Raw genomic sequence first — 24864 nt, 5'->3', positions numbered from 1 at the left:
CTAAGCCTAGTTAATCGTCACTTGGGTGGACATGGTCAAGGCTCTAGTTTTACTTTCCAAAAACTCGGTGCCTTGCTGCTGAATAAACATCACCTGCAATTTCTCGGCATCGGCAAGTTTCATCCCCTCCTCTTGCCCCAGGCATAACAAAGCGGTAGACCAGGCATCGGCGATAGTCGGACTTTCATTAAATACACTGACCGCCACTAAATCGTGACTAACCGGTGCGCCACTACGGGCATCGAGGATGTGGCTGTAGCGTTTACCTTTGACGTCAAAATAATGCCGATATGTGCCGGAAGTCATCACCGACATGGGGCTGTCTTTCGGCAAGGTCACGACCTTATGCATTTTTTGTTCGCCCGGCAGCGGTTTTTCTACCGCAATCCGCCAAGCCTTGCCGTCCGGTTTGCTACCCAGCGCTTTCAACTCGCCGCCTATTTCCACCAAGTAGTTTTGGATACCCATCGCCTGCAGCGCATTGCTGATTTTCTCTACGCTGTAACCCTGAGCTATCGACGACACATCGACACGCAACCTCGGCAGTTTTTTTGATATATGGCTATCGTCCACCAACTGCAACTTGTCCATGCCGACATTCGCCAAAGCGGCCTGTAACGTTGCATCGTCGGGAATAGTCAAATCATCACCCATGAAGCCCCAAAGCTCGAACAAAGGTTTGATCGTCAAATCGTAACACCCCTGGCTCAGGGCGCTGACGTTCTGCGCGATTTTAACCAAAGCCACGATTTCCTCGCCAACTGGCTGAGCATTCGTCGATGCGTTGGCATTGAACTGCTCGATTAGCGAATCAGGTCGGTAATTGGATAAGGTTTTATCCAAATCCAGGAAAACTTTTTCAACTTCGGCGGTGATCTGCGCCTCGTCCAGGGCTTGCGGCGCCCAATAGCTAATATGGTAGGTGGTCCCTTGCGCAAAACCGCTAAAAGTATGCAACGGCGGCAGCGGCTCCGCACAACCTTGTATCAGCAACAGTCCCAGTAAGACCGCGTTCCATCCCTTCCTTAGCATTAATCCCCCGTGGCACTAGCGCAAAAGCGCTGAAATAGTTTTGAAATGACTATGCCGAGCATCCCGCAACCATTCGAACAACACGGATTCGTGACAACTCAACGTAACACCTTGCTGCTGCATGCGCTGCAAGGCGTAATCTTTGTGCTGGACTTGGCGCGAGCAAACTACATCAGCCAACACATGCACTTGATAGTTTGCACTTACCAACTCAAGCGCGGTTTGCAACACGCACACATGCGCTTCCTGACCAATAATAAGAACTTGCTGCCGACCGGTGTCAGCCAGGGCTTGCTTGAAACCGTCCGCGGCGCAACAAGAAAAACCGGTTTTACTGAAAATCCGGGCACTGCCGGGCAAACACTCGCTAATCTCTGCTTGAGTGGAACCTAGCCCTTGCGGATACTGTTCAGTCACTAACACCGACACATCCAACAGCTCGGCGGCTTTCAGTAAGCGCTGACCGTGCGAGAGCATTTGTTGCAAGTCGGTAGCCGGCATCGCCGCCGACAAACGCTGTTGAATGTCCACCACCAGCAATACGCTGTTGTCTGCCTCCAGTAAATTGGGATGCGTCGCCATCGAGCTTAGCCGTGCTTCATGATGCGCGCGCGGTCGCGCTGCCAATCCTTATCTTTGGATGCGGCGCGTTTGTCGTGCAGTTTTTTACCTTTCGCCAAACCGATTTTCAGCTTGGCACGGCCCTTAATCCAGTACATCGACAACGGAATCAAGGTATAACCCTTGCGCTCCACGGAGCCGATTAATTTGTTCAATTCACGTCTGTGTAATAGCAATTTTTTCTTGCGCACTGCATCGGGATTGACATGGGTAGATGCCGACAGCAGCGCCGACACGTGCGCACCGCTCAACCAGGCTTCGCCGCGCCTGATCTCGACATAGCTTTCCTTGAGTTGAATCCGACCGTCGCGCAGGCTTTTGACTTCCCAGCCTTCCAATACCAAACCGGCTTCGAAAGTCTCGTCTATGGTGTACTCGTGGGAGGCCTGGCGATTAACCGCAATGGTGTTATCGGTGGCTTTGTTGTCCTTCTTGGATTTTTTGGCTGCCATTACGTAGCGAAGATTTTTTAAACTGACTGAAAACGTGAATTTTGATATTTTACTCACACACCCGTTAAATAACGACATAAAAACACAAGGGCTCTCCAACATGACCGATAAAACCCCATCCATTCACGGCGAATGGTCCTCCCGTTTCGCCTTTATTCTGGCCGCCACCGGTTCGGCGGTCGGTTTGGGTAATATTTGGAAGTTTCCTTACATCACCGGCCAAAACGGCGGCGGCGCTTTTGTGATGGTGTATTTAATCTGCGTGGCAGCCATCGGCATACCGATCATGATGGCGGAAATCATGCTGGGCCGCCGCGGCCGGCAAAGCCCGATCAACACCATGCAAACCCTAGCTGCCGAAGCCAAAGTCGATCCGCGCTGGGGCTATTTGGGCTGGATGGGCATGATCGCCGGTTTCTTAATTCTGTCCTATTACAGCGTGATTGCCGGCTGGGCTATGGCTTACATTTTTAAAGCCTTTTTCGGCGGCTTCTTCGGCACCGACGGCGGCGAAGTTAAGGAGATATTCGACAACTTGATGGCCAGCCCGATCCAGCAAATTTTCTGGCACACCGTGTTTATGTTCATCACCATGCAAGTCGTGATGCGTGGTGTAAAAGGCGGCCTGGAAAAAGCCGTACGCTTTTTGATGCCTGCCTTGTTCGTGATACTGATCATTTTAGTGGCTTATGCGATGGCATCAGGCTATTACGCGCAAGGCATCCACTTTCTATTCAGCCCCGATTTCAGCAAAATCACCGCTGATGCGGTGCTGACCGCGATGGGCCACGCCTTCTTTACGCTTAGCTTGGGCATGGGTGCCATTATGGTGTATGGCTCTTACCTGCCCGGTCATGTCTCGATTGCCAAAACCACGTTTTTCATCGCGGGCGCCGACACGGCGGTAGCCTTGTTAGCCGGTATCGCCATCTTCCCCTTGGTGTTTGCCAACCAGTTAGAAGTGTCTACCGGGCCTGGTCTGATTTTTCAAACCCTACCCTTGGCCTTTGGGCACATGAGCGGCGGTTGGTTATTCGGCGTGCTGTTTTTTGTACTGCTGTTTTTCGCCGCCCTCACCTCGTCCATTTCCTTAATTGAACCGACCGTAGCCTGGCTGGTGGAAAACAAAAATATCGATAGGCAAAAAGCCTGTATCTGGGCAGGCGCTGCTTGCTGGAGCTTGGGCGTGGCCGTGGTGTTTTCGTTTAACATTTGGTCCGACTTTAAAATCTCCGATAAAAATCTGTTCGAACTGCTGGATTACCTGACCGCCAACTTGATGCTGCCCTTGGGCGGTTTGTGCATCGCCGTGTTTGCCGGCTGGATGATGAAACAAGCCCATGCCGAACAAGAGTTGGAACTGCCTGCGCAAGGCTTTCAAGCCTGGCAATTTTTGATTAAATATGTGGCGCCGGCTGCCGTATTCATCGTCTTCTTACATGTACTCGGGGTGCTGTAAATGATCACGGTTGTACAAAAAAGCGCCTTGGTCAAATTCTCCGCCAAACAAATGTTTGACCTGGTGGATGATATCGAGTCGTATCCCAAATTCTTACCTTGGTGTTCGGGCAGCAAAATACTGAAACGTGAAGGCAATATCGTCGAAGGCCAAATCGACATCGCCAAGGCAGGCTTTCATAAATCCTTCACTACACGTAACAAGATCGATCAAGGCGGACGAATCCAGATCAGTTTGCTGGACGGGCCGTTTTCCTCGCTAGAGGGCTTTTGGAGTTTCATGCCGCTGCGCGAGGACGCCAGCAAAATCTCGCTGGACCTGGAATTTGAAATCTCCGGCATGCTGGCCAATTTGGCCTTCGGTCCGGTGTTCAACCAAATCTGCAACACCATGGTCACCTCCTTCACCCAACGTGCCAAAGCCTTGTATGGCGGATGATTTGATAGCGGTGGAAGTGGCTTACGCCACGCCGGATCGGCAACTACTTATTCCTGTCAGCCTGGCGGCAAATTCCACCGTCGAACTAGCCATAGAAGCTTCCGGCATCTTGCGGGAGTTTCCGGAAATCGATTTAGGTCAGCAGAAGGTCGGAATTTTTGGGCAAATTTGTAATTTGGACAAGAATCTCAGCGCCGAAGATCGTGTCGAGATTTATCGATCTTTAAAGCAGAATCCGATGGATGCGAGGCGGGGTCGGTTGCAGAAGTAGTCTGGGTAATCTGTTGATGGTTAACCAATTTGATTTAGGCAGTGCTAAATGCAGACACACAGTTGAAATGAAAAGATATTTTTATTTTTTAAAACTTTTTGACATCGTTTTGACGCAATGTTTTGCGTCATTTAGGATGTCTAATTGTAGTTAGAGTGCTTATGCCTCAGAAGCCAATCACCATTCCCGATGCAGTTAGGCAATTGCTTGCGATTGTTGAGCTATTGCGCCAGTCGTACAAGACACAGAAAAAACAATTCACTCTCGATGGCCGATTGGTCGGCGACATCGGCGAGGTATTGGCGGAAGAAGCTTACGACATCAAGCTATTTGAGGATATCCAAAAGCACCACGATGCAACTGCCAGTGACGGCCGACTTGTTCAGATAAAAGCAACAATGCAAAAGAATCTGACCTTTCCGGTTGACCACATCCCGCTCTACTACATCGGAATACAAATTCACAGCGATGGCACATTTTCAGAGGTATTCAACGGCCCTGGCGCGCTCGCTTGGGAGGCCGTGAAGAACCGAAAGCCAACGAAAACAAATTTGCACTCTGTGTCCGTCTCAGCTCTTTCAAAACTTAACGCCAAGGTAGCGCCGGCTGATCGCATCCCAAAGCGCGCTCTAACCCTGCGCTCAAGTGGGACGCCTGCCGGCAAGCCGGCAGCCGCCCCTTAGCTCCACGTTAAGTTCCAACCCCTCGTATATGACACGCATATCAACTGAATATGAAGTGCTTGTACGCGATCTTCACGCGGCACTCGTCCGAAATGATCAATTTGACAACGTAAACGTTCTTCACAACGTGAAGATAAATGGCCGTTCCGGGGCCACGTATCAAATTGATGTCTATTGGGAATTCAAAGTTGCTGGCGTCACCTACAAGACCTGTATCGAATGCAAGCACTACAACAGTCGAGTAAAAAAATCTGATGTAGCTTCTTTTGTCGGAACCATCCAAGACATTGGAAACGTCACTGGAGTATTTGCTACTACCGTAGGGTATCAACAAGGCGCCGTACTCATAGCCAAAGCGAATGGCGTTCGCCTAGTCACTGTCAATCACCTGCTCAAATCTGTGAGCATCACCTCAAATTTCACTGCCCCGAACACGGATATCTTGCAAATCAAATACGACGAAGAACAAGCCAAAGAGCTCCTCAAAGAAAGAGGGCTGACTTCTTTTTCAATGGCTTCTCAGTGGAACCGAAACACCGTGCTGTTCGATGCGAATGGAGAAGAGAAAATTGGTCTCGTTCAGTTCGTTAACGAAACAATGACAGAAGAAGGTATAGGCACTGTGGAGCCAGTCGATATATACGACAAAACGGAGCTAGGCTTGCTTCGTATCGCTGAAGTTCAATACCGCCTAACAATGCATCGCTTCCAAACTACTGATGAGGTCGTTCTGAACGATACAGCGCGGGCCATCATGGAAGACGTTTTAGCAAATCAAGCTTGCTACCTGAATGACGATGGCTCAGTATCAAAAATTGAAACCTAACCCCTCATTCAACGGGACGCCTGGCGGCGCCCGTTAATTCGAACATTATGTTCCGCAAAATGGACTCCGTTGAATTCGAGCTTATTGGGCAATGGCCGGATATTGATGACAAAGTCCTCGATGCCCTCCTTTGCCAAGAGTACTACTATGGTGGGGCGCTAGCCGCCCGACACGACGGTGCTCAACCGGTTGTGATATTGCAATAATATAGAGAGCAGAGCGAAGCCCAACAAAATGCGAATGTTGGGCTTAATGTATACAACTTAACTTTTATGCCGGCCACCAGAGTCCTAAGGATTGGTTTTCCTAAACTTCAGGCTATTGGTAAATATCATTAATGCCGATCAATTTCCTTCGCTTGTGCCCCGCTATCAATGGCTTTATCAATCAACATCACGCTACCACGCATCAATGCGGCAAAGAGCAATATGGAAAACACCAATCCCATCGGTAATATGCCGAGCAAACCGGCAATGACAATGATCAGCATAGCTATGCCGGTATTTCCTATCTTAGCGATCTTCATTTGGCCTCCCGGACCGTTTATCGGTCGAAACGAAATCTCGCATTCACTATATCGGCTTATTAAAATTCAACAATACACGCAAGCGGTAATTTATTGTTTTACTTAATAAAACAGTAACAATACTAAGTGTATTTGTGATTCACCCCTATTCGATGCAAACAGCCACCCTATTTTTTAAATTAGGCGGCTTCGTCCAGCAACTCCAGGCCTCTAAACACCGAGCAGCGCTTAAATACCTCCAACTCCGGCGCCAATTTCTTTTGCTGGCAGAACTTGGCGACCAATTTGGTCAGGCCCTTGATGTCACGACCGGTAGCGCCAGGAAAGACGGCCGCCAATTCATCGATCAATTCTTCTTTGACCGGCAAGCTAAATTGCTCAGTCATCACCCGCCAGATTTTGCATCTATCCGCGTGGTCCGGGGCGTGGTAGCGCAGCATGGCGATGCAGCGGGAAATGATCGCTTCGTCGATGTCATCGACCCGATTGGTGGTCAGAAACAACAAGCCGTTGAAATACTCCAGCACCCGCAAGAACACACCCACCACTGCATTAGAGGCTAAGTTGTCGGCACGGCTTTTGATGTAAACGTCGGCTTCGTCAATCAGCATCACCGCCCCCCAGCGCTGGGCGCGTATCAAAGTGTCCTTCAAGGTTTTTTCCATCTCCGCGACGTTTAAACCCAACTGCCCGGAATGCACCCGGTACAAGGGCCGCTTGATGATTTCCGAATACACCTCGGCGGTCAGCGTTTTGCCGACCCCCGCCGGACCTGCACACAGCACCGTGGTACCGCCGGATTTGCCGGCGACGATGTCGTCCATCAGCATGTCCATTTCCGCCGTCAGGATGTCGATCAAATCGGTTTGTTCGGGCGGCAGGATCAGCTTTTGTTTCAACTCCGGCTGATACACATAAGGCTGGGTATCGTCGACATGCACCCAAACATGGTGATGCAATTCCAAATGAAACATCAGGATATAGCCATGCACCGGCATTTCCGTGAACATACCTTTGGGTACATCGGCTTTGGCGGCTTCCATCGCGCTCTCGGTTTTGCTGTCGTAACGCATGCTTTTGCCGGCTTTGCGCAGATAGGTGCCGAGAATGTCGCCGGATGCGTCCAGACTCAAAGCCCGTTCGCTGAGGATATTTTCGTCGTTGACCAAGCGGCAGATCCCGCCACCCGAGGACATGACTACCGTATTCTTGCGCGTCCAGTCGCTGCTGCGATGGCTGGCGGTTGGGTCCTCGGCATATTCGCCGGTCCCCCAGCCGGAAAACTGTTCGCCATAGCGAGCTCGCCAATCAAAGTACCGGGCGGTAGCCTCATCGTAACTGGCGATTAATTCCGGGGTTTCTTTTAAATAGCCTTTCGTGGCAAAAATCTCCGGGATGGTTTTGTTCGCCAGATCTTTGCTACGAATGATGAGGCTCTCAACCATGATTTTACCCTTGGTGTTGGCCTTCAATTCGATCAGGATCCGCCCGGCTTCTTCTTCTCCCGGTGGGGTGTAATCCAGGCGAGTGATCAGATAAGCCAAGGTTCTGCCGGAAGGCTGCACATGGAATAGCCAACCACGCAGCCCGCCCTCCAATAAATAATTGGCAATGGCCGGCAACAACATTTCCAGTTGATCGACGTTGTAGCGATGGCTGTTGTCGGCCAGCGCCGCTTGCAAAGCTATCAATAGCGCTGCTTGCTGTTGTAAGGCTTCACCGTGTTGCAAGTAGATGTCGGCCAGACTGGCTAATTCTGCCTCACTGAGTAAATCGTAAGGCACTTGCGCCTTGGTGCCAAAACGCAATTGCTCATTGATGCTTCGTAAGCGGGGGTGATCGTTAAGCAGTTGTTCGAGATGACGTTTGTCGATGGTTAATTTCATGGCATCAATCCTGTGACGGTAAGGCTAAACAAAGTACTTCGGCTAAATGCAGCGGCTTGGCGAAACCGCCATTACCGATCTGCTGCTGACAAGAGAAACCGTTGCTGACCAGCAATGCGTCAGGTTCGGCGCGCAGCGCTGGAAATAAGGCCAACTCGGCCATGGCTTGGGATTGGTCGAAATGCTCGGCTTCGACACCAAAATTGCCGGCCATGCCGCAGCAAGACGATTCGATCAGCTCGAATTTCAAATCCGGCAGTTGCTTGAGCAACTTGCGAACCGACTTGATGGCGCCGACTGCTTTTTGATGACAGTGGCCGTGCAATAACAAGCTGTTAACGCCGGGGATGGCTTGAAACTCGATAGGCCAGCGCTTAGCGGCTTGTTCGCGGACAATAAACTCTTCCAATAACAAGACCTTTTCCGCCAGTTTTTGTGCAGGTTCGCCCAAGCCGAGTTTTAAATATTCGTCGCGTAAACTGAGAATACAAGAGGGCTCCAGACCAATAATCGTGCGCCCCGCAGCGACATGCTCGGCTAGCGCCGCCAGCATGCGCTGCGCTTCGATGCGGGCTTTATCGATCAGACCATTGGAAAAGTAGGTGCGGCCACAGCATAAGGGCCGATCCGCTTCATCGCCAGCCGAGGGCGTCGCGATATGCACATGGTAACCGGCGCTATGCAGCAGCTTTTTAGCCGATTCTGCAGCAGTCGGGTTGAAGTAATAGTTAAAGGTATCGACCAGCAGCACGACCTGTTTGTCGGCTAACTCCGGATGCAAACTTAATTCGGATTGCGTGGGAATCTGAAACGGTTGCGCCGCCGGCTCCGGCAGCCGGACTTTGGCGCTGATGCCCAGCCCGGCTTCGCCTAAACGCGCCAGCAGCGGCATCCGATTGCGCCACTGAATCAAAGGCCGGAGCGCGCGCCAACGTAGTATTTTCGGCAACTCCGCCCACAGGCGCCGCCGCAGCGTCAAGCCATTGCGCTGCACTTGCTGCGCCAGAAACTCGGCCTTGATCAAGGCCATATCCACTTCGTTCTCACACTCGCGCTTACAACCCTTGCAACTGATACACAAGGCCATGGTTTCGGCCAGTTCCGGATTGAAAAAAGCCGCATCATTATAGGCGTTCAACGCTGCCTTCAACGCCCTTACTCGTCCGCCCGGCGATAAACCGGCATTTTGCGTAACCCTATAGCTAGGGCACATCACCCCTTTAGCATCCCGTTCGCATTGCTTGCTGCCGATGCACACCGCCACGGCCTTGGCGAAATCGGCGCCATGCTTGGGAATATCAGCATAGGCGTCGCCCATCCCGGCGTTTTCATAAGACGACCAATCCAGAAACAGTTTCATAGGCACCAGGCTGATTAAAAACCTGGGTCAAGCAAAAACGAAGCCAGTCGGACCGGCATAGGGCGGATAAGCGCAAAGCATCCCGCTTTCCCTTCAGTGCTTGGCGGATGCGCTGCGCTTATTCGCCATGCCTTTAATGCGATTGTGACATTTCCGAACCGGATTGCTGCTCGGCACACTGTAGCAAAACCGACAATCCGCATAAGCCGCGAACGATTTGTCACAGCGTAGCCTAGCCAAAGCACCGGCGACCCCAGGTAATTCGGGGCACCTATTTCGGCACAAATATTGCGGTAATTAGATTTTTTGCCTGGGAAAATTGAAGTGGAATTAGAAAACTGCGATACCCGCTATTTCATCAGCTATAGCGGCGTAAAACTACCCTTGAAACTGGTCAACGAACTGGCAGACGAAAGCCATCTGGAAAACCGCAATACTTACTTTCGCGGCTGCTACGCTGCCGACCAGCGTCTGATGCTGCTGGAAAAACTCGTCTACGGGGAAGTGGAATTACGCCACGTCTATACCTATCATGCTAACGGGGTTCTAGCCGAGGCGGAAATAACGGATGCGGACGGCGAGATCGACCTGTTACGCTTTGACGAAACAGGAGTTGCGTTGAAAATTGATTAGCTGGCCGGTGTGATAGATTCATAAACCTTTGCCATAGGCAATTCGCCACCGCCTACAATACAATATGTCTCTCGCGCCTTAAGCTTGGCGACCGACATTTTGTTTTCATTCAACCGCAAACCAGCATGAGCAAAGACATCCGCATCCAGCGCCTCAGCGGCGAAGCCTTGATTCAATACATTCCGGAACTGGCGCGCCTGCGCATTGAGGTGTTCCGGGATTTTCCGTATTTGTATGACGGCGATTACGAGTACGAAAAGAAATACCTGCAAACTTACATAAATTGCCCGGAAAGCGTCATCGTGCTGGCATTCGATGGCGACGCCATCATCGGCGCGTCGACGGCGATCCCGTTGAAATATGAAACCGACGAGGTCAAAAAGCCGTTCATCGAACATTGCTACGATCCGAATCAAGTGTTTTATTGTGGTGAATCGGTGTTGAACAAGGCCTACCGCGGGCTCGGCATTGGCGTGAAGTTTTTCGAACAACGCGAAGCCCATGCCGAAGATTTGGGCGGTTTCAGACACATCACCTTTTGCTGCGTCGAGCGCCCGCTTGACCACCCGCGCCGGCCAGCCGATTACGTGCCACTGGATGCGTTCTGGAACAAGCGCGGTTATTTCAAACATCCCGAGCTGAAAACCACCTACACCTGGAAAGACCTCGACGATGTCGCCGAAACCGCCAAACCGATGACTTTTTGGTTGAGAGAAGACCGTGCCTAAAATTGCCAGCGCCCAATACGACATCAGCTTCCTGGAAACCTGGGAAAACTTCGAAACAAAGGCCCGCCGTTGGGTCAAAGAAGCCGCCGAGAACAAAGCCGAGATTCTGCTGTTCCCGGAATATGCCTGCATGGAATTGGCATCGTTGTTTCCGAAGGAAGTTTATTCTTCATTGAACGGCCAACTGGATGCTTTGCAAACCTTATTGCCCGGCTATCTGGACCTATTTAAAGCGCTGGCCGCCGAATACCGAGTCTACATTCAAGCAGGGACTTACCCGGTCAAACACGCCAACGGCGAATTTCGCAATCACGCCTATTTCTTTACCCCGCAAGGCGACGTGGATTATCAAGAAAAGCTGACCATGACTCGCTTTGAAAACGAGCAATGGCATATTTCCCGTGGCTTGGACATCAAGTTATTTGATACCGTATTCGGTAAAGTCGCTATCAATATCTGCTACGACAGCGAATTTCCGCATTACGCCCGCCAACAAGCGGAACGCGGCGCAACCTTAATTTTGGTCCCCAGTTGTACCGACACCGAAGCCGGTTATTATCGAGTGCGCATCGGCTGCCAAGCCCGCGCCTTGGAAAATCAATGCTATGTCGTACAAGCCTCCTTGGTCGGTAACGCCGATTGGTCGGAAGCGGTGGACGTCAACTGCGGCGCGGCGGCGATTTACACGCCGGTGGATCGTGGTTTTCCGAACAACGGGATTTTGGCGATTGGTGAATACAACCAGGCGCAATGGGTGTATGCCGACCTGGATTTAGCGGCAGTGGATACTGTGCGCCAAGAAGGTCAGGTGTTCAATTATCGGGATTGGCCTAAGCAGTTCGATTGCCGCTAGGCACTCACAACCCATCTCTAAGCAGTACGCCAGGCAGCACGAGGCCTGGCGTATCTGGATAATATCGTAATTCGCTCCAACAGAACGCCGATCAATTAAGGCATTTCAGCGTTCTAAACGTACATCATCAAGGCCAGTTGCTTTAACAACGCTTACCTCCTTGGTTTTTGCGCCAATTCTCCTAAACTTGCGCAATGCCGAAAAATCAGTGCCCGCAATAGCCAAAGCCCGGTTATTATTGGCCGTTGTCCATTTACACGCCCCGGTGGAGATATGCATGCTTGACTCAATCGCTCTTGATATTCAGGCTCTGGTCAATCTGCTCAGCAGGTTAAGACCGGAATTGCTGGATCAAATTTGCGCGAAGCATCCCGGTTACACCGAAACCCTCAGGCCCGGAAAATTAATCGGGCAAGACAATTCGTCGCAATCCCAGTTACTGGTCGATTTAGCCATGAGCACCAAAGGCCTGGTCAGACAGGAGTGTTTGAGTATTTATAATTTGCTGAGCACACGTTTGCGAGGCTCGGTGCGCTTGCGTTTGATCGGCAGCACCATCGCCACCCTGTCGGCGGGCGCATTGATAGCGGCATTAACCCAGGGTGTGCCAAAATTGGTATTGGCTTTTGCAGTATTGACGGTGTTTGCGGCAGCATTCATGCTGGTGGGCGAGTGCCTGGAGGGTTATTTCGGCCGGCAGCGCGGCTTGCGAGAAATGCAGGATAGGCTTCTGAAAAACCTGCTGGAAGTAGCTGATATTGAAGCCGAACTGCGTCTGATGGAATTTCGTGGCAATTTCGACGGCATCGAACCGCAAATCCGCAAATTAAATACCGTCGCGATTACCAGTCAGCAAATCCAACATTTGGTCGGCTAAGCGCATTTCCAGACTTGAATCTTGTCCGACCAACAGATACCTGATTTCAGTAACGAAACTTCAAATCGCATGCCCCAACCAATCGACTGGACAGGGAATTGTCTTCACTGGCGAATTGGTTTACATCGACACCGCAACCCAAGTTTACTGGTCGGCTTTTGCGTTTTTCAGTCGGATTAATGTTTGCCGTGCTGCGCCCGGCATTACTCAACAAAAGATTCGAGCTATCAGTGGCATCGGCTGTCAGTGCTTGATCCGAAGGAGTCAGAATTAACGCGGAAGGCGTTTCAAAACTTACCGGCGGCGCATCTGCGAGGACATTTAGCGCACAAATAACCAGCCAGCCGCCAATGACGGCGGAAATGGGTTTGGACTGCTTCAGAAACGAAAAATCATGGGCTTTCATGATTTCCTCCTGTTCCAAAGTTGGCATTATGAGCTCGGCGAACAAATCCTCCTTTTAAAGACGCTTGTCCAACCCGCTCGGTCTAAGCTATCTGCCGGTAGCGGCCAAAATTACCCTGACGATTAACAATCCGCTATGGCAAATGCGTTCCTATCTAAGCATTGATCGCTTAACACATTTTTAATTCCGTACTGCGAACCAGGCCGCAAATGCAATCCTGGAAACAGGACTAATAATAGTCCGATACCCGTTGCGTGGCGAATTTTAAAACGCTTAGTTGCAAAATTTTTCTTATGATAGTCAATTAGTTGACGAATAAATCTCATAAATTTTCGAGCATAATTGATGCCAAACAACAAAGACACGCACCAAACCAGGCAAAGTCATGGCAAGCCGCGTTTGCTTCGCAGATCAAAACCGGGAAAGATTTTCGACACTTTTTGTAAGGCCCTCTCAGGAACAAACAGATGAACAACAATCAGGCATCCAGAAATCCACCGCCGCCCGTGAGTTTGAAACAGGCTTTTGGGTATTGGCTGAAACTGGGCTTTATCAGCTTCGGCGGTCCCGCCGGACAGATCGCCATCATGCATCAGGATCTGGTAGAAAATAAGCGCTGGATCTCCGAGCGCCGTTACCTGCATGCCTTAAATTACTGCATGCTGCTGCCCGGCCCGGAAGCCCAACAATTAGCAACCTATATCGGCTGGCTGATGCATCGCAGCTGGGGCGGCATCATGGCCGGCGGCTTGTTTGTATTGCCATCCCTGTTGATTCTAATCGGTTTGGGTTGGGTTTATATGGCTTACGGGCATTTATCAGCCGTGGCCGGGGTACTGTATGGCATAAAGCCCGCCGTGACCGCGATTGTGCTGTTTGCCGCGTATCGAATTGGCTCCCGGACCTTGAAAAACGCTTGGTTATGGGCAATCGCCGCCCTAGCGTTTCTGGCTATTTTTGCGTTGCGAATACCGTTTCCGCTAATCGTGTTCGTCGCCGGGTTGCTTGGTGCGCTCGGCGGTAAATGGGCCCCCCAATATTTTAATTTAGGCGGCGGTCACGGCAAATCTAACCCACATTTCGGCCCGGCATTGATAGACGACAACACGCCCCCACCCGAGCACGCCCGCTTCAATACCGGTAAGCTGGTCAGGCTGGCCTTTATCGCTTTGGGATTATGGGGCGGTGCGCTCGGTTGGCTTTGCACTCAGTACGGCTGGGACGGCGCATTAACGCAGATGGGTTGGTTTTTTACCAAAGCGGCCCTGCTCACGTTCGGTGGGGCCTATGCGGTGCTGCCTTATGTGTACCAAGGCGCGGTGGAACATTACCACTGGCTGACACCAACGCAAATGATTGACGGTCTGGCCTTGGGCGAAACCACGCCCGGTCCGCTGATCATGGTGGTCACCTTCGTCGGCTTCGTCGCCGGCTGGAACCAGACACTATTCGGCGGCGAGCATTTATTTTTAGCGGGCGCACTAGCCGCTACCGTGGTGACTTACTTCACCTTCCTGCCCAGCTTTCTGTTCATTTTGGCCGGCGGACCGCTCGTGGAATCAACTCACAACAATTTGAAATTCACCGCACCATTGACCGGCGTTACCGCCGCCGTGGTAGGTGTCATTCTGAATCTGGCTGTATTCTTTGCCTATCACGTCTTCTGGCCCCAAGGACTTGAAGGCGTGGCGGACAAGGTCGCTCTAGTAATCGGACTGGCCGCCATACTGGCTTTGTTTCGTTACAAAGCCGGGGTTATTCCGGTTATTGTCGGTAGCGGTACGGCCGGGCTGTTATGGAGCTTTCTAAAGCCATGGCTAAGTCAACACGGCATAAACTTGTAGTTGCCAGCAAACTATTAACCCCGCCCTTACATACCGTTAGCCTTTATGCCTTTTGCGGAACGGCAACAATTGCAATCCCAAACCGCCTAACAAAGCTTGCGGCAGGTATTGGAATTGCTGGCGGACAAAAGCTCCGACCAAACCCAAAGGTTTTCTGTAGCTGTCGGCATTGGCGACCCAAGCCGACAGCAGCGTGGCCTCGCCGGCTTACTTAGGCCCATCCCACACTCAGCGCATGTTGTCGTTTGCGGCTAAGACATCTCTTGCACTTAACAACTGTTGCCCTGTAAACACCCTTTAAACACAAGCTCCGGAAAATTGGTGCTCAGCAAGCAATACGGGATTGAATATCCGCTGAAATTCCTAGCTATCCGCTCGCGCATCGCCCGGCGTTTTCCCTGAAAAACAATCGATAAATAAACCACTTAGCTCTCTAACTCGCCATCCAAGCCAGATATAGCGACGCCATCCGACAATCTGGCACAGCTCGTGCTCTATTAGAAATCAATAGCAGCGATCAAAGCCTATTCACCATTCTAAACAATCGCTTACTTTACGCGGCACAACGGGGAATATGGCCTTTATATTTAAGAAATGGGGAACATTGGCATGAGTAGTCCTTTAGCAACTTTTAATAAACTGGTACCGGCGGGAGCCCCCGCGGATTGGGACGCGACAGAGGTGGTTTCATTAAAATCGCCTGTCACTCCGTTGCCGGAAGGTTTGACGCATTCACGGGTTGCGGTGGCCTTGGGAGACTTTAAATACGTCACCGAAACCCGCGATCACAAATGGGTCGATTTTCTATTAATCGGCGCACTAACAATCTTTATCCACAACACGGTAGTCGATCACTTCAGCGGCGCGGCGTTTGAACAAGAAATTGTGGAGCCGATCAAGCCCGAAACCAAAGTACAAATCACTTTGACCAGGCCGCAACCCAAACCGGTGCCGCCACCGCCGCCAAAAGTTAAACCGCAACCACCCAAACCCAAGGTCGTACCGCTAAAGCCGCCAAAAATCCAACCCGTGCCCAAAGTCGTTGAGGAAGCGCCGGCGCCGGCGCCTGTTGAAGGGCCGGTGGTAGAAAACGCCCCACCGGCTCCGCCAGCGCCTCCCGCGCCGGTGGTTGAAGAAAAAATCACCGAGCCGGTAGCCGACGCGGCTTACCTGCACAACCCACTGCCGGAATACCCGGAAGTTGCGCAAGAACGCGGCTGGGAAGGCAAAGTGGTGATGAAAGTACACGTGCTGCCGGACGGCACCACCGATAGCGTTACCGTCAGCAAATCAAGCGGCCAGAAAGTCCTGGACGATGCTGCCGTCAAAGCCGTTCTCAAGTGGTCTTTCGTGCCGGCCAAACGCGGCGATACGGCGATTGCCCGCTACACCACGGTTCCATTCACTTTTAAATTGTAATTTTTTGAGGATCAAAAATGTCTGATATCGCAACCAATGTCATCGTCGATGGCACTCTGAACACATTAATTGCCGCCTCGGTAGTTACCTGGGGTTTAATCCTGATAAAAGGCGTGCAACACATCCGCATTTCCTATCACAACCGCCGTTACAACAAGGAGTTTTGGAGCGCGCCCAATATCCAGGCTGCCGCACATTTGGAAAATCAGGATGGTCCGGCCGCCAGAGTCGCCGGCATCGGTTTCTCCACACTGATCGAAACCGACGGCGGCGCCTCTACGCACGACCTGGAACACACTTGGGATAGGCAGGAGTTGCTGGACAGACGCTTGCGTCAGCAAATGCAAAAAGAGCGCGGCTCGCTGGAAAGCGGCCTGGCGGTGCTGGCCACCATCGGCAGTATTTCCCCATTCGTCGGTCTGTTCGGTACGGTGTGGGGCATCATGGGCGCGTTGACCAATATCAGCAAAACCGGCTCGGCCAGTTTGGAAGTCGTTGCGGGTCCTATTGGTGAAGCATTGATCGCCACGGCAGTCGGTATCGCGGTCGCGGTACCAGCGGTTGTGGGTTACAACTTTTTCATCCGCCGCAATAAAGTGGTTTGGGCCTTCCTGGACGATTTTGCCATCGACTTTGTGCACTTGGCCCTGAAAAGCTCTTTCATCATCGAACGCACCGGCAGCAAACCGGCAGCGTCCGCACGTTTGACCGATGTCAGCGGCGGCAAAAAATCCAATATCAAAGATACCCATGAAGACTTAATCGCGAAAGAGGCGCACGCATAATGGCATTTAATACGAAAGAAGACGGCGGCGATGACGTCATGGGTGAAATCAACGTCACCCCCTTAGTGGATGTGATGTTGGTGCTGCTGGTGGTGTTTATCGTCACAGCGCCCTTATTGACCCAGGCGGTACACGTTAACCTGCCGAAAACCGCGGAAACCGCGCCGCCGGATGACAAACAGGCGTCTTACTTAAGCGTCGATGCGCAAGGCAAAATCTACATCGATAAACAGGAGTTTCCATTGGAAATCATCGAAGGCGAACTGAGAAACCGCCTGGCTGCCAATCCGGAGTTTGCGTTAAATCTGAACGCGGACGACGCGGTGCAATACGGCATCGTCGCCAAGGTGATGTCATCCATCGAACGAGCCGGCGTCACCAAGCTGTCGGTTCTGACGGTTCCGCAATAAATCATGAACTGGCCGGGTAACAAGTTTGCCCGGCTGATTAATCACGGCGGCAAACGCCGTGGCACAAGCACAATCCGAACCACGCCAAAACCAAGGATGCAGCCGCTGCGTCCAGGGTTTCCTTGCGTTTAGGCACAAACTTTTAGGAGAACTGTAGGATGGCGCGCAAAACCGCTCAAGATTTTCATCCGGAAGCCTTACAAGCTTTCGATAAATACGTGCATGGCGATATTTCCCGGCGGGATTTTTTATCGTCGGTACCTAAGTACGCTCTGCTCGGCCTGACCGCCGAAGCGTTGCTGGAAGCGCTGAATCCGCGTTTTGCCGAAGCGAAGCAAGTCGCCGACGACGATCCGCACATTAAAGCCACGTATGTGGAATATCCCTCCCCACACGGTAACGGCAAGATTCGCGGCTACTTGGTGCAACCGGCCAAAGCCGCCGGCAAACTGCCCGTGGTGTTGGTTATCCACGAAAACCGGGGTTTGAATCCGCATATCCAAGACATCGCCCGGCGCCTGGCGCTGGATAATTTCATTGCCTTTGCCCCGGACGCGCTGTTTACCTTGGGTGGTTATCCCGGTGACGAAGACAAAGCCCGCGAATTGTTCCAAAAACTGGATAAAGACAAAACCCAGGCCGACTTTTTGGCGGCTGCGCAAGCCATTAAAAAACTGCCGCAAAGTAACGGCAAATTGGGCGCGGTAGGCTTTTGCTACGGCGGCGGCATCGTCAACTTCCTGGCTACCCGGCTGCCGGATCTGGGGGCCGGCGTACCGTTCTACGGCGCGCAACCCGCCGCCGATCAGGCCGCAAAAATCAAGGCGCCGTTACTGATCCATTACGCCGGCGTCGACGACCGCATCAATGCCGGCTGGCCGGCCTATGAAGCGGCCTTGCAAAAAGCCGGCGTCAATTACGAAGCCCACACCTATCCGGGCGTGCAGCACGGCTTTAACAACGACACCACCCCACGCTACGACACCGCCACCGCCAAGCTGGCCTGGGACAGAACCATCAGTTTCTTCAACGCTTATCTACGCGAAAGTTAAATCATCGGGAGGATTTCAATGAAAGTGGAAGTGCATATTTGGGATTGGCCATTACGCCTGTTTCATTGGTTGTTGGTCATAGCTGTGGTCGGCGCTTACGCCACGGGCAAACTGGGCGGCAATCTGACCGACTGGCATGCCCGCTTCGGCAGTTTGATTCTGGGCTTGTTGGTATTCAGATTGATCTGGGGATTTATTGGCACCACGCATGCCAGGTTCGCCAGTTTCTTTCCGACCTTTTCCAGACTGGTGGACTACGTCAAAGGCGAATGGCAAGGCGTCGGCCACAATCCGGCCGGTGCGATAGCGATTATTGCTTTGCTGGCGGTATTGAGCTTTCTGGCCTTCACCGGCTTGTTTGCTAACGACGATATTGCCTTTGAAGGCCCGCTGTTTCATAGCATCGATAAAGAGTTCAGCGACAAACTGAGCGGCTGGCATATTTACGCGGTGAATATCCTGCTGGGCTTAGTAGCCGTGCATGTCAGCGCGATTATCCTATATCAACGCCTGAAAAAAACCAATCTGGTCGGCGCGATGCTGACCGGCAAAAAGCAATTGCCCAGATCACTGGCGCCCTCCCCGATCAAGCCGGTTGGTCCGTTCCGTTTCGTCATCACTTTGTTGATCGCGGTGACGGTGGTCTGGGGCGTTTGGAGCGGCGGCTTTGTGAATTATCTGACGCCGTTGGCCAGCTTCCAAACGGCTACGGCCCATCCAAAAACTTAAACGTTACATTTTCTACAACCACAAGGAGTTAACCCATGAAATTGAAACTGATAGTCGCACTGGCGCTGGGCGCTGCCACGACGGCGGCCGTGGCCGGCGAAGTGGAAGACCAGATCCGCTTCCGCCAATCCGCCTACTCGTTTTTGGGCTGGAATACCGCGAAAATCAAAGCGCAGGCAGCCGATCATCCGGAAACCTTTAACAAGGATCAGGTGATCGCGGCCGCGAATGCCGTTGCCGCGGTCGCTAATTCCGGCCTGCTCAGCCTTTACGGCCCGGGCACCGATAAAGGCACCGGCTGGAAAGCGACTCGTCTGAAACCTGAATTTTTCGAAAAGCAGGACGAGGTGAAAGAAATTGAAGCGACGTTCATTAAGGAAGCCAACGAGTTGCAAAAAGTGGCGGCCAATGGCGATGCCGCAGAAGTTAAAGCCCAATTCGGCAAAGTCGGCGCTACCTGCAAAAGCTGCCACGATTTGATTCGGGTTCGCGAATAATTCCATCGGCTCTGAACGCCAAATATCCAGCTTTAAAGCATTTCCAGCCAGCAACCCGGCTTGTCGGGACTTGTCCGAAGCCTATTCGGACGAGTTCCATTTCTAAACCACGAATAGAAACACCCGTTCACAAAGGTCGACCAACACGTCATATCGCGTTTGACCACTTTCCTAAAAATCGGCATGCCTGGCTTTGCGGCTGCACTTCTAATTTAGGCATATTAATTTCAAATATTATCGTTTTATTTAATGAGTTAGTTTCGCTACCCTCTGCGTTTATTAGCAAACCATCCGTTATTAGGGACTTACTGGACAGATACTCATGCCTTTACAACAATTAGTCGAATATTTTAACGATAGACTGGAGCAGGAACACAATAACGGCTTACGGCCATTTGTGCTGGATAACGGCGCGGTGCACGGGGTATTCGGCCCCATCTGCATCGGCAGCAGATTGTCGCCGCTGCGCCAGACTTTGCGCACGGCCAATGTTATCGGGCACATTGCGCAACTGAACGTGTCCACTATTCACAAACAAACGATACAAAGCAGCGAGCTGGAACAATACCTGGCCCAGCCCCAGGCCGAACAGGCTAATATCGAGTCCATCATCAACTTCGACCGGATGTCGCGAGCCGTGCATATGCTGAACTATTTGCCGCAAGCGCATCTCGACGAATTATTGTTTCTGGAAGTCGACCCTCGGCATATTCTCGGTGTCAAGGAAGATCATGGCGCTTATTTTGAAGAGGTGATAGTGGCCTGCGGCCTGCAAACCGCCAACGTCGCCATCACACTGACAGCAAACAACGCCTATGCCGGTTTTTATCAATTGCTGCTGCGCGGCCTGCAAAATTATCAACGCCGCGGTTACCAACTGGCATTGAAGTTTGATTATCACTCGCTGGAAAAATCGGCCTTCGAGTTAATTGCTCGCGCGGCGCCCGACTTCGTCGGCATCTCGGCGCTGGAATTGGACCGCATCCGCGACAATACACTCCTGGAAAAACTCCAACAATTAAGCAGTTTGGCAAGCTCGATCAACAGCCGAAGCTTCATACTGCAAATCGATGACAAACGCACAGCCGCATTAGCTCGTAACACCGGCTTTGATCTGGTACAGGGAGACTATTTCGAACGAAGCGTCGAGCTCTCTGCGGCCAATGGCTAATTCAGAGCAATCCGCACAAAAAAGCCCGCATAAAGCGGGCTTAGCTTTTAGACACGGCTTGGTAAATGGGCTATTTGAGCTCATAAATCTTGTCGCAGACGCCAAAATTAAGCGCCACCAATCTACCGCGGCTTCAGGCAGTCTGCCAGCATCCATTGCATAATCCAACGCAGCGCCAGCTCGCATCGTAATATACCAGCCTGCACGAGCGATACTGCAGCGTACTTTTGAATCAAATCAAAAGCCATTGCACGGCTAATTAAAGTGGATCGTAAATCCGCCATGTCGCTTAGCATTGTGTAAAACATCCTCGCAATTTCAGCTGAAGCCTTTGGGGCACTATGGCGGTAAACATGTCCAGTTGGCTTCTAATACTGCATCACTGCGAGAATCACGCTGGTTTTTCATAGCCTCCCAGGCGACAATAGCCAATAGAAACGACACAGCCGGCCAATGACCAATCGATACCTGCCGAAGACATCCATCAATACAGCTTCTATAACGACAAAATCAGATTCTCACCTTCCTAGACAAACGTATTCCAGGGTAATCATCAAAAACCATTTCCCGCCCAGGTTGCAAAGCTGTTGCGGTGCAGGCGTAGAATTGCATTTGATATAGGTTTTTTAACGAATGAAGGCACGTGTACAACCTGAAGAAACCCATACTAAAACCTACACTACCCGCTAAAGTGTGGATAATATTTTTAATAAAAAATATTACTTATATATCAAATATTTAAAAATGAATAATCAGAAAACACAGGGCACCAAGCAAGACGAGAAAATGCAACACACGCCCATGATGCAACAGTGTATTACCCATGAAATATAAGGATTTTTTTATATTAAACTTAATTTACTATACTAAAACCTATACTGTCACTAGGGGCTGTTGCCGTTTCACATCGGTAACCATATAAATGCACAAGCCAGGGCGATAGCACCTTCAAAATTGCGTTTTAGTTTGTCATATCGGGTGGCAATAGCTCTAAAATGTTTCAGTCGCGCAAATACGTTTTCAACGAGGTGGCGATATTTATAGAGACACCAGTCCATTTCCTCATTCCCGATTATTGAATTTTGTTTTCTTGGGATGATGGGGACTGTGCCTTGGTCTCGAATTTGAATTCGTAACGGCTCGCTGTCATACCCTTTGTCTGCAATCATGTAGCCCGCCTGGGGGAGCTTGGCCACAAATTCCGGCGCCTCTTTGCAGTCATGTACTTCGCCCCCCGTAATCGAGAACTGGATGGGAAGTCCACCGGCATCAACCGCCATATGGATTTTGGTCGTGTTGCCTGCGACCGATTTCCCGATGGCTGTTGGATTTTCATGGGCGCCGCCGCTACTGTGTTGATGGGCTTTAATAATGCTGCCATCAATAAATAGCCATTCCAAATCAGGCTCAATCACTAGCGCCTGAAAGATACCCCTCAGCTTTTCTTGCAGTGACCAGGCATTGAAGCGCTTGTAAACGGCATTCCACTTGCCAAAAGCGACGGGCAAGTCTCGCCAAGGGCAGCCAACACGCAAGCGATAAAAAATCCCTTCGACCGTTTGCCGAAGACCGGGTTTGTCGTAAATGCTGAAACTCAACATAATCGTTTTTAGCTTTTCCCAGTGGGTATCTGTAAGCAGTTGGCGTGGCATTCGCTAGTTATCGTTTGATTGAAAACTCAATCAATATGGCTCGCCAATCGATTTTCAAAGGGATTATGACAAAATGGCAACAGCCCCTAATGAAACGCCTCATCGTCTCAATTCCTTGGCTTTTAGCAGGCTGGTGAAAAACTGAGCTATCGAGCGTCACTAAGGATCGTGGCGGTTACAAGAGGTTAAAATAGGCTACCTAAATTTGGAGCCTTTCAATGCGCGGACACGATGCCATCCAAAACAACTGGTTCAGCTACATCAACCTGGAAGACCGCATTCCCAAACAGCATCCGTTGCGCCGTTTACGGCTGTTGGTCGATGGCGTATTGGCCTCGATGGATGCCGTCTTTGCCGCGCGTTACTCGCACACTGGCCGTCCCTCGATTGCCCCCGAAAAACTGCTGCGCGCCTTGCTGTTACAAGTCCTGTATACGGTCCGTAGCGAGCGTCAGTTGATGGAACAACTGGACTACAACCTGTTGTTTCGCTGGTTTGTTGGTTTGTTGGTTTGGGTATCGACGATGCTGTCTGGGAGCGCAGCGTGTTCAGCGCCAACCGCGAACGCCTGCTGTCCGAAGCCCTGAGTCGCGAATTTTTTGAGCGGGTACTGGCCATAGCCGAATGGCAAAACCTAGTGTCCGACGAACACTTCAGCGTTGACGGTAGCCTGATCGAAGCCTGGGCTTCCCACAAAAGCTTCGTCATTTATGCCCTTTGGGTAAGAAAGACGGCAGCGGCCCGGACAAACCCGCCGGCCGCAATCCCGAGGTCGACTTCAGCGGCGAAAAGAGCAGCAACGCCACCCACCACAGTACGACCGATCCCGAAGCCCGGCTTTACAAAAAAGGCGAATACACCGAGGCCAAACTGCGTTACATCACCCATGCCTTGTCCGAGAATCGCAACGGCCTGATTGTCGATGTCGAAACCACTCAAGCCACCGGCACCGCCGAAATCGAAGCCGCGCAAAACATGATCAAACGCCGCGTGCCCCAAGGTGGCAGCGTCGGTGCCGACAAAGGCTATGACCAACCGGCGTTCGTCAACGGACTCGAGTCCCGTGATATCAAAGCCCATGTGGCCCGCAAAAAGATTGGCAGTGCCGTCGACGGCCGCACCGCGCGCGGCAAAGGTTACGCCCAAAGTCTCAAGCGCCGCAAAATCGTCGAAGAAGCCTTTGGCTGGGTCAAAACGGTCGGCGGCCTGCGCAAAACCCGTCACATCGGCTTAGCCAAAGTCGCGGGTCAGGCCTTGTTTTGCTTTGCCGCCTACAACCTGACGCGCATGCTCAACCTATTGGTGTTCACGCCGAAACCGGCGTGGAGTGCACCCGCCTAGGGTGAAGTTCGCCTGAAAACCGTCCACAGACGGCTTCAGGCGAATCAAAAGCCCTTGAAACCGGGGCAAAACGCTTGAAACTCGATGTCATGACCGATTTCAACTCGAAAAAATCACGGCAACCGTGGGTAAGGGGAAATATCAGTGGGTTTTTAACCAGCCTGTTAGGTGCCAGATCTTCACAACACACTCTTTGTTATCAGAAAATTTCACACTGAAATTATGATGTTTTTCTGCTGACTCCGCATCCCTGTGGCTCGCCACTAAAGTACAAGTCGCTCACATTGGCTTTGACTCATTATCGGATGGCATGGTTGGCAGCACCATTGATTCGATTCTGTTGACGGATCTGGCCGCCGTCGTTAGCAATCGCTACAACTATGGCGTCTCGGAATGGCCCGTGGCTGTCTTTGTCCACGAGGCGACGTAAGTCTCATCAATGATCTCTTCATTCAGGTTTTGAACAAAGGCCGAGGCGCCAAGATTCACCCGTTCATCGCCACGGAAAGCAGTTGTTTAACTTGATTCTCTGGTTATTGGATAGTGATGATTGGCTTTTTGGAATCTCAAATCCGCTACACCACACAACGCTGGTTTGATCGATCGCTTGTTCGTTACTACCGGCTTTCTAGTCGATGTCGCCGGCCGGGAACACGTGGCTTATTCCGGCTATTTATTGCGGAAGAAATCGGCGTAGGTCGACCAAGCGCAGGTGTTTACCAAGGCGATCACAGTTCTGATTTTTTTACACCGATGACACGCCTGCTTACACACTCTTCTCCCTGGAGGCCATCGGAAAAGCTAAATCTTAGTCTTCCGCTTTTTCACAAGGGATGGCAAAGATTATCGTCACCCGGCCCTGCCCTCCACGCACCCCGAGTTTTACCCTAGCTCGGCAGTTCGACCGCTTTCC

At 51.5% G+C, this 24864-nt stretch carries 27 protein-coding genes and 2 pseudogenes; 20 read left to right on the top strand and 9 right to left on the bottom strand.

Annotation, left to right across the window (positions count from 1 at the left end; genetic code table 11):
* Window positions 1–6 precede the first annotated feature (6 nt).
* Genes DDY07_RS06780 through smpB form a run of 3 tightly spaced genes read right to left on the bottom strand, consistent with a single transcriptional unit; the run spans window position 7 to window position 2105 of the window.
* Complete coding sequence (locus DDY07_RS06780) at window positions 7–1032, bottom strand: FAD:protein FMN transferase (protein ID WP_171695302.1); 1026 nt, start codon at window positions 1030–1032, stop codon at window positions 7–9.
* A 15-nt stretch (window positions 1033–1047) separates the two neighbouring features.
* Window positions 1048–1614 carry an isochorismatase family protein gene (locus DDY07_RS06775; protein ID WP_171695301.1) on the bottom strand — a complete coding sequence of 189 codons (567 nt, stop codon included), beginning with the start codon at window positions 1612–1614 and terminating at the stop codon, window positions 1048–1050.
* Between the two features lie 5 nt (window positions 1615–1619).
* The gene (smpB, locus tag DDY07_RS06770; protein WP_020481594.1) at window positions 1620–2105 is read right to left on the bottom strand and encodes an SsrA-binding protein SmpB; all 486 of its coding nucleotides are present in this window, start codon (window positions 2103–2105) and stop codon (window positions 1620–1622) included.
* Between the two features lie 100 nt (window positions 2106–2205).
* Here smpB and DDY07_RS06765 point away from each other — a divergent pair, with 100 nt between their 5' ends.
* From DDY07_RS06765 to DDY07_RS06745, 5 genes are all read left to right on the top strand, one after another.
* Window positions 2206–3564 (top strand): sodium-dependent transporter, encoded by a 1359-nt coding sequence (locus DDY07_RS06765; protein WP_171695300.1) that lies wholly within the window; start codon window positions 2206–2208, stop codon window positions 3562–3564.
* Entirely contained in the window at window positions 3565–4002 is a 438-nt protein-coding gene (locus DDY07_RS06760; protein ID WP_201798987.1) for a type II toxin-antitoxin system RatA family toxin, read from the top strand.
* Complete coding sequence (locus DDY07_RS06755) at window positions 3992–4273, top strand: RnfH family protein (RefSeq protein WP_171695299.1); 282 nt, start codon at window positions 3992–3994, stop codon at window positions 4271–4273. The genes DDY07_RS06760 and DDY07_RS06755 overlap by 11 nt, the downstream gene beginning before the upstream one ends.
* Before the next feature lie 161 nt (window positions 4274–4434).
* Entirely contained in the window at window positions 4435–4956 is a 522-nt protein-coding gene (locus DDY07_RS06750) for a hypothetical protein (RefSeq protein WP_216614722.1), read from the top strand.
* 28 nt (window positions 4957–4984) lie between these two features.
* Window positions 4985–5782 carry a restriction endonuclease gene (locus DDY07_RS06745; protein WP_171695298.1) on the top strand — a complete coding sequence of 266 codons (798 nt, stop codon included), beginning with the start codon at window positions 4985–4987 and terminating at the stop codon, window positions 5780–5782.
* Between the two features lie 334 nt (window positions 5783–6116).
* Here DDY07_RS06745 and DDY07_RS06740 read toward each other — a convergent pair whose 3' ends face one another.
* From DDY07_RS06740 to DDY07_RS06730, 3 genes are all read right to left on the bottom strand, one after another.
* Window positions 6117–6308: a hypothetical protein gene (locus DDY07_RS06740; protein ID WP_171695297.1), complete on the bottom strand. Its 192-nt coding sequence runs from the start codon at window positions 6306–6308 to the stop codon at window positions 6117–6119.
* A 179-nt stretch (window positions 6309–6487) separates the two neighbouring features.
* Complete coding sequence (locus DDY07_RS06735; protein WP_171695296.1) at window positions 6488–8194, bottom strand: ATP-binding protein; 1707 nt, start codon at window positions 8192–8194, stop codon at window positions 6488–6490.
* A gap of 4 nt (window positions 8195–8198) precedes the next feature.
* On the bottom strand, window positions 8199–9554 hold the full coding sequence (locus DDY07_RS06730) for a (Fe-S)-binding protein (protein WP_171695295.1): 1356 nt from the start codon (window positions 9552–9554) through the stop codon (window positions 8199–8201).
* Between the two features lie 324 nt (window positions 9555–9878).
* Between DDY07_RS06730 and DDY07_RS06725 the strand changes: the two genes are divergently transcribed.
* The 3 genes from DDY07_RS06725 (at window position 9879) to DDY07_RS06715 (ending at window position 11768) form a co-directional block, all read left to right on the top strand.
* Entirely contained in the window at window positions 9879–10187 is a 309-nt protein-coding gene (locus tag DDY07_RS06725) for a DUF6156 family protein (RefSeq protein WP_171695294.1), read from the top strand.
* Between the two features lie 125 nt (window positions 10188–10312).
* A complete protein-coding gene (locus DDY07_RS06720) occupies window positions 10313–10915 on the top strand; it encodes a GNAT family N-acetyltransferase (protein WP_171695293.1) in 603 nt (200 codons plus the stop codon).
* The gene (locus tag DDY07_RS06715) at window positions 10908–11768 is read left to right on the top strand and encodes a carbon-nitrogen hydrolase family protein (protein ID WP_171695292.1); all 861 of its coding nucleotides are present in this window, start codon (window positions 10908–10910) and stop codon (window positions 11766–11768) included. Before DDY07_RS06720 ends, DDY07_RS06715 begins: the two co-directional genes overlap by 8 nt.
* A 105-nt stretch (window positions 11769–11873) precedes the next feature.
* On the opposite strand, the gene DDY07_RS06710 is transcribed toward DDY07_RS06715, so the two are convergent.
* Window positions 11874–12047, bottom strand: a complete 174-nt coding sequence (locus DDY07_RS06710; protein WP_171695291.1) for a hypothetical protein — start codon at window positions 12045–12047, stop codon at window positions 11874–11876.
* On the opposite strand from DDY07_RS06710, the gene DDY07_RS06705 reads away from it, so the two are divergent.
* Complete coding sequence (locus DDY07_RS06705) at window positions 12046–12645, top strand: hypothetical protein (RefSeq protein ID WP_033158672.1); 600 nt, start codon at window positions 12046–12048, stop codon at window positions 12643–12645. The two genes, DDY07_RS06710 and DDY07_RS06705, sit on opposite strands and share 2 nt — an antisense overlap.
* 46 nt (window positions 12646–12691) lie before the next feature.
* On the opposite strand, the gene DDY07_RS06700 is transcribed toward DDY07_RS06705, so the two are convergent.
* Complete coding sequence (locus tag DDY07_RS06700; protein WP_129871394.1) at window positions 12692–13051, bottom strand: hypothetical protein; 360 nt, start codon at window positions 13049–13051, stop codon at window positions 12692–12694.
* Between the two features lie 467 nt (window positions 13052–13518).
* Between DDY07_RS06700 and chrA the strand changes: the two genes are divergently transcribed.
* The 8 genes from chrA (at window position 13519) to DDY07_RS06660 (ending at window position 20958) form a co-directional block, all read left to right on the top strand.
* The gene (chrA, locus tag DDY07_RS06695; RefSeq protein ID WP_171695290.1) at window positions 13519–14895 is read left to right on the top strand and encodes a chromate efflux transporter; all 1377 of its coding nucleotides are present in this window, start codon (window positions 13519–13521) and stop codon (window positions 14893–14895) included.
* 609 nt (window positions 14896–15504) lie between these two features.
* A complete protein-coding gene (locus DDY07_RS06690) occupies window positions 15505–16314 on the top strand; it encodes an energy transducer TonB (RefSeq protein ID WP_171695289.1) in 810 nt (269 codons plus the stop codon).
* Window positions 16315–16331: 17 nt separating this feature from the next.
* On the top strand, window positions 16332–17099 hold the full coding sequence (locus DDY07_RS06685) for a MotA/TolQ/ExbB proton channel family protein (protein WP_171695288.1): 768 nt from the start codon (window positions 16332–16334) through the stop codon (window positions 17097–17099).
* Complete coding sequence (locus DDY07_RS06680; protein ID WP_171695287.1) at window positions 17099–17509, top strand: biopolymer transporter ExbD; 411 nt, start codon at window positions 17099–17101, stop codon at window positions 17507–17509. Before DDY07_RS06685 ends, DDY07_RS06680 begins: the two co-directional genes overlap by 1 nt.
* Window positions 17510–17667: 158 nt before the next feature.
* Window positions 17668–18561 (top strand): dienelactone hydrolase family protein, encoded by an 894-nt coding sequence (locus DDY07_RS06675; RefSeq protein ID WP_171695286.1) that lies wholly within the window; start codon window positions 17668–17670, stop codon window positions 18559–18561.
* Window positions 18562–18579: 18 nt separating this feature from the next.
* Window positions 18580–19290 carry a cytochrome b/b6 domain-containing protein gene (locus tag DDY07_RS06670; protein ID WP_171695285.1) on the top strand — a complete coding sequence of 237 codons (711 nt, stop codon included), beginning with the start codon at window positions 18580–18582 and terminating at the stop codon, window positions 19288–19290.
* A 35-nt stretch (window positions 19291–19325) separates the two neighbouring features.
* Window positions 19326–19787 carry a cytochrome c gene (locus DDY07_RS06665; RefSeq protein WP_171695284.1) on the top strand — a complete coding sequence of 154 codons (462 nt, stop codon included), beginning with the start codon at window positions 19326–19328 and terminating at the stop codon, window positions 19785–19787.
* Window positions 19788–20109: 322 nt separating this feature from the next.
* Complete coding sequence (locus DDY07_RS06660) at window positions 20110–20958, top strand: EAL domain-containing protein (protein WP_171695283.1); 849 nt, start codon at window positions 20110–20112, stop codon at window positions 20956–20958.
* Between the two features lie 902 nt (window positions 20959–21860).
* On the opposite strand, the gene DDY07_RS06655 is transcribed toward DDY07_RS06660, so the two are convergent.
* On the bottom strand, window positions 21861–22610 hold the full coding sequence (locus DDY07_RS06655; protein WP_171695282.1) for an IS5 family transposase: 750 nt from the start codon (window positions 22608–22610) through the stop codon (window positions 21861–21863).
* Window positions 22611–22828: 218 nt separating this feature from the next.
* Here DDY07_RS06655 and DDY07_RS06650 point away from each other — a divergent pair.
* The 3 genes and pseudogenes from DDY07_RS06650 to DDY07_RS06645 all read left to right on the top strand — a co-directional run bounded on the left by DDY07_RS06650 (window position 22829) and on the right by DDY07_RS06645 (window position 24648).
* A pseudogene (locus DDY07_RS06650) lies at window positions 22829–23951 on the top strand (IS5 family transposase).
* 265 nt (window positions 23952–24216) lie between these two features.
* Window positions 24217–24461, top strand: a pseudogene (locus DDY07_RS24020) (conjugal transfer protein); the annotation flags it as partial.
* Window positions 24462–24501: 40 nt separating this feature from the next.
* Entirely contained in the window at window positions 24502–24648 is a 147-nt protein-coding gene (locus DDY07_RS06645; RefSeq protein WP_165385956.1) for a hypothetical protein, read from the top strand.
* Window positions 24649–24864: the final 216 nt, after the last annotated feature.

This window comes from Methylomonas sp. ZR1, assembly GCF_013141865.1.
In the GTDB taxonomy this organism is placed as follows: domain Bacteria; phylum Pseudomonadota; class Gammaproteobacteria; order Methylococcales; family Methylomonadaceae; genus Methylomonas.
Note: the sequence above shows the minus strand (reverse complement) of the source record. Positions and strands in the feature narration are given on the sequence as shown.

Bases quoted from the DNA above. Each gene is read 5' to 3' on its own strand.
- DDY07_RS06780 (WP_171695302.1), bottom strand. From the start codon at position 1,032: ATGCTAAGGAAGGGATGGAACGCGGTCTTACTGGGACTGTTGCTGATA.
- DDY07_RS06775 (WP_171695301.1), bottom strand. From the start codon at position 1,614: ATGGCGACGCATCCCAATTTACTGGAGGCAGACAACAGCGTATTGCTG.
- smpB (WP_020481594.1), bottom strand. From the start codon at position 2,105: ATGGCAGCCAAAAAATCCAAGAAGGACAACAAAGCCACCGATAACACC.
- DDY07_RS06765 (WP_171695300.1), top strand. From the start codon at position 2,206: ATGACCGATAAAACCCCATCCATTCACGGCGAATGGTCCTCCCGTTTC.
- DDY07_RS06760 (WP_201798987.1), top strand. From the start codon at position 3,565: ATGATCACGGTTGTACAAAAAAGCGCCTTGGTCAAATTCTCCGCCAAA.
- DDY07_RS06755 (WP_171695299.1), top strand. From the start codon at position 3,992: ATGGCGGATGATTTGATAGCGGTGGAAGTGGCTTACGCCACGCCGGAT.
- DDY07_RS06750 (WP_216614722.1), top strand. From the start codon at position 4,435: ATGCCTCAGAAGCCAATCACCATTCCCGATGCAGTTAGGCAATTGCTT.
- DDY07_RS06745 (WP_171695298.1), top strand. From the start codon at position 4,985: ATGACACGCATATCAACTGAATATGAAGTGCTTGTACGCGATCTTCAC.
- DDY07_RS06740 (WP_171695297.1), bottom strand. From the start codon at position 6,308: ATGAAGATCGCTAAGATAGGAAATACCGGCATAGCTATGCTGATCATT.
- DDY07_RS06735 (WP_171695296.1), bottom strand. From the start codon at position 8,194: ATGAAATTAACCATCGACAAACGTCATCTCGAACAACTGCTTAACGAT.
- DDY07_RS06730 (WP_171695295.1), bottom strand. From the start codon at position 9,554: ATGAAACTGTTTCTGGATTGGTCGTCTTATGAAAACGCCGGGATGGGC.
- DDY07_RS06720 (WP_171695293.1), top strand. From the start codon at position 10,313: ATGAGCAAAGACATCCGCATCCAGCGCCTCAGCGGCGAAGCCTTGATT.
- DDY07_RS06705 (WP_033158672.1), top strand. From the start codon at position 12,046: ATGCTTGACTCAATCGCTCTTGATATTCAGGCTCTGGTCAATCTGCTC.
- DDY07_RS06710 (WP_171695291.1), bottom strand. From the start codon at position 12,047: ATGCATATCTCCACCGGGGCGTGTAAATGGACAACGGCCAATAATAAC.
- DDY07_RS06700 (WP_129871394.1), bottom strand. From the start codon at position 13,051: ATGAAAGCCCATGATTTTTCGTTTCTGAAGCAGTCCAAACCCATTTCC.
- chrA (WP_171695290.1), top strand. From the start codon at position 13,519: ATGAACAACAATCAGGCATCCAGAAATCCACCGCCGCCCGTGAGTTTG.
- DDY07_RS06690 (WP_171695289.1), top strand. From the start codon at position 15,505: ATGAGTAGTCCTTTAGCAACTTTTAATAAACTGGTACCGGCGGGAGCC.
- DDY07_RS06685 (WP_171695288.1), top strand. From the start codon at position 16,332: ATGTCTGATATCGCAACCAATGTCATCGTCGATGGCACTCTGAACACA.
- DDY07_RS06680 (WP_171695287.1), top strand. From the start codon at position 17,099: ATGGCATTTAATACGAAAGAAGACGGCGGCGATGACGTCATGGGTGAA.
- DDY07_RS06675 (WP_171695286.1), top strand. From the start codon at position 17,668: ATGGCGCGCAAAACCGCTCAAGATTTTCATCCGGAAGCCTTACAAGCT.
- DDY07_RS06670 (WP_171695285.1), top strand. From the start codon at position 18,580: ATGAAAGTGGAAGTGCATATTTGGGATTGGCCATTACGCCTGTTTCAT.
- DDY07_RS06665 (WP_171695284.1), top strand. From the start codon at position 19,326: ATGAAATTGAAACTGATAGTCGCACTGGCGCTGGGCGCTGCCACGACG.
- DDY07_RS06660 (WP_171695283.1), top strand. From the start codon at position 20,110: ATGCCTTTACAACAATTAGTCGAATATTTTAACGATAGACTGGAGCAG.
- DDY07_RS06655 (WP_171695282.1), bottom strand. From the start codon at position 22,610: ATGCCACGCCAACTGCTTACAGATACCCACTGGGAAAAGCTAAAAACG.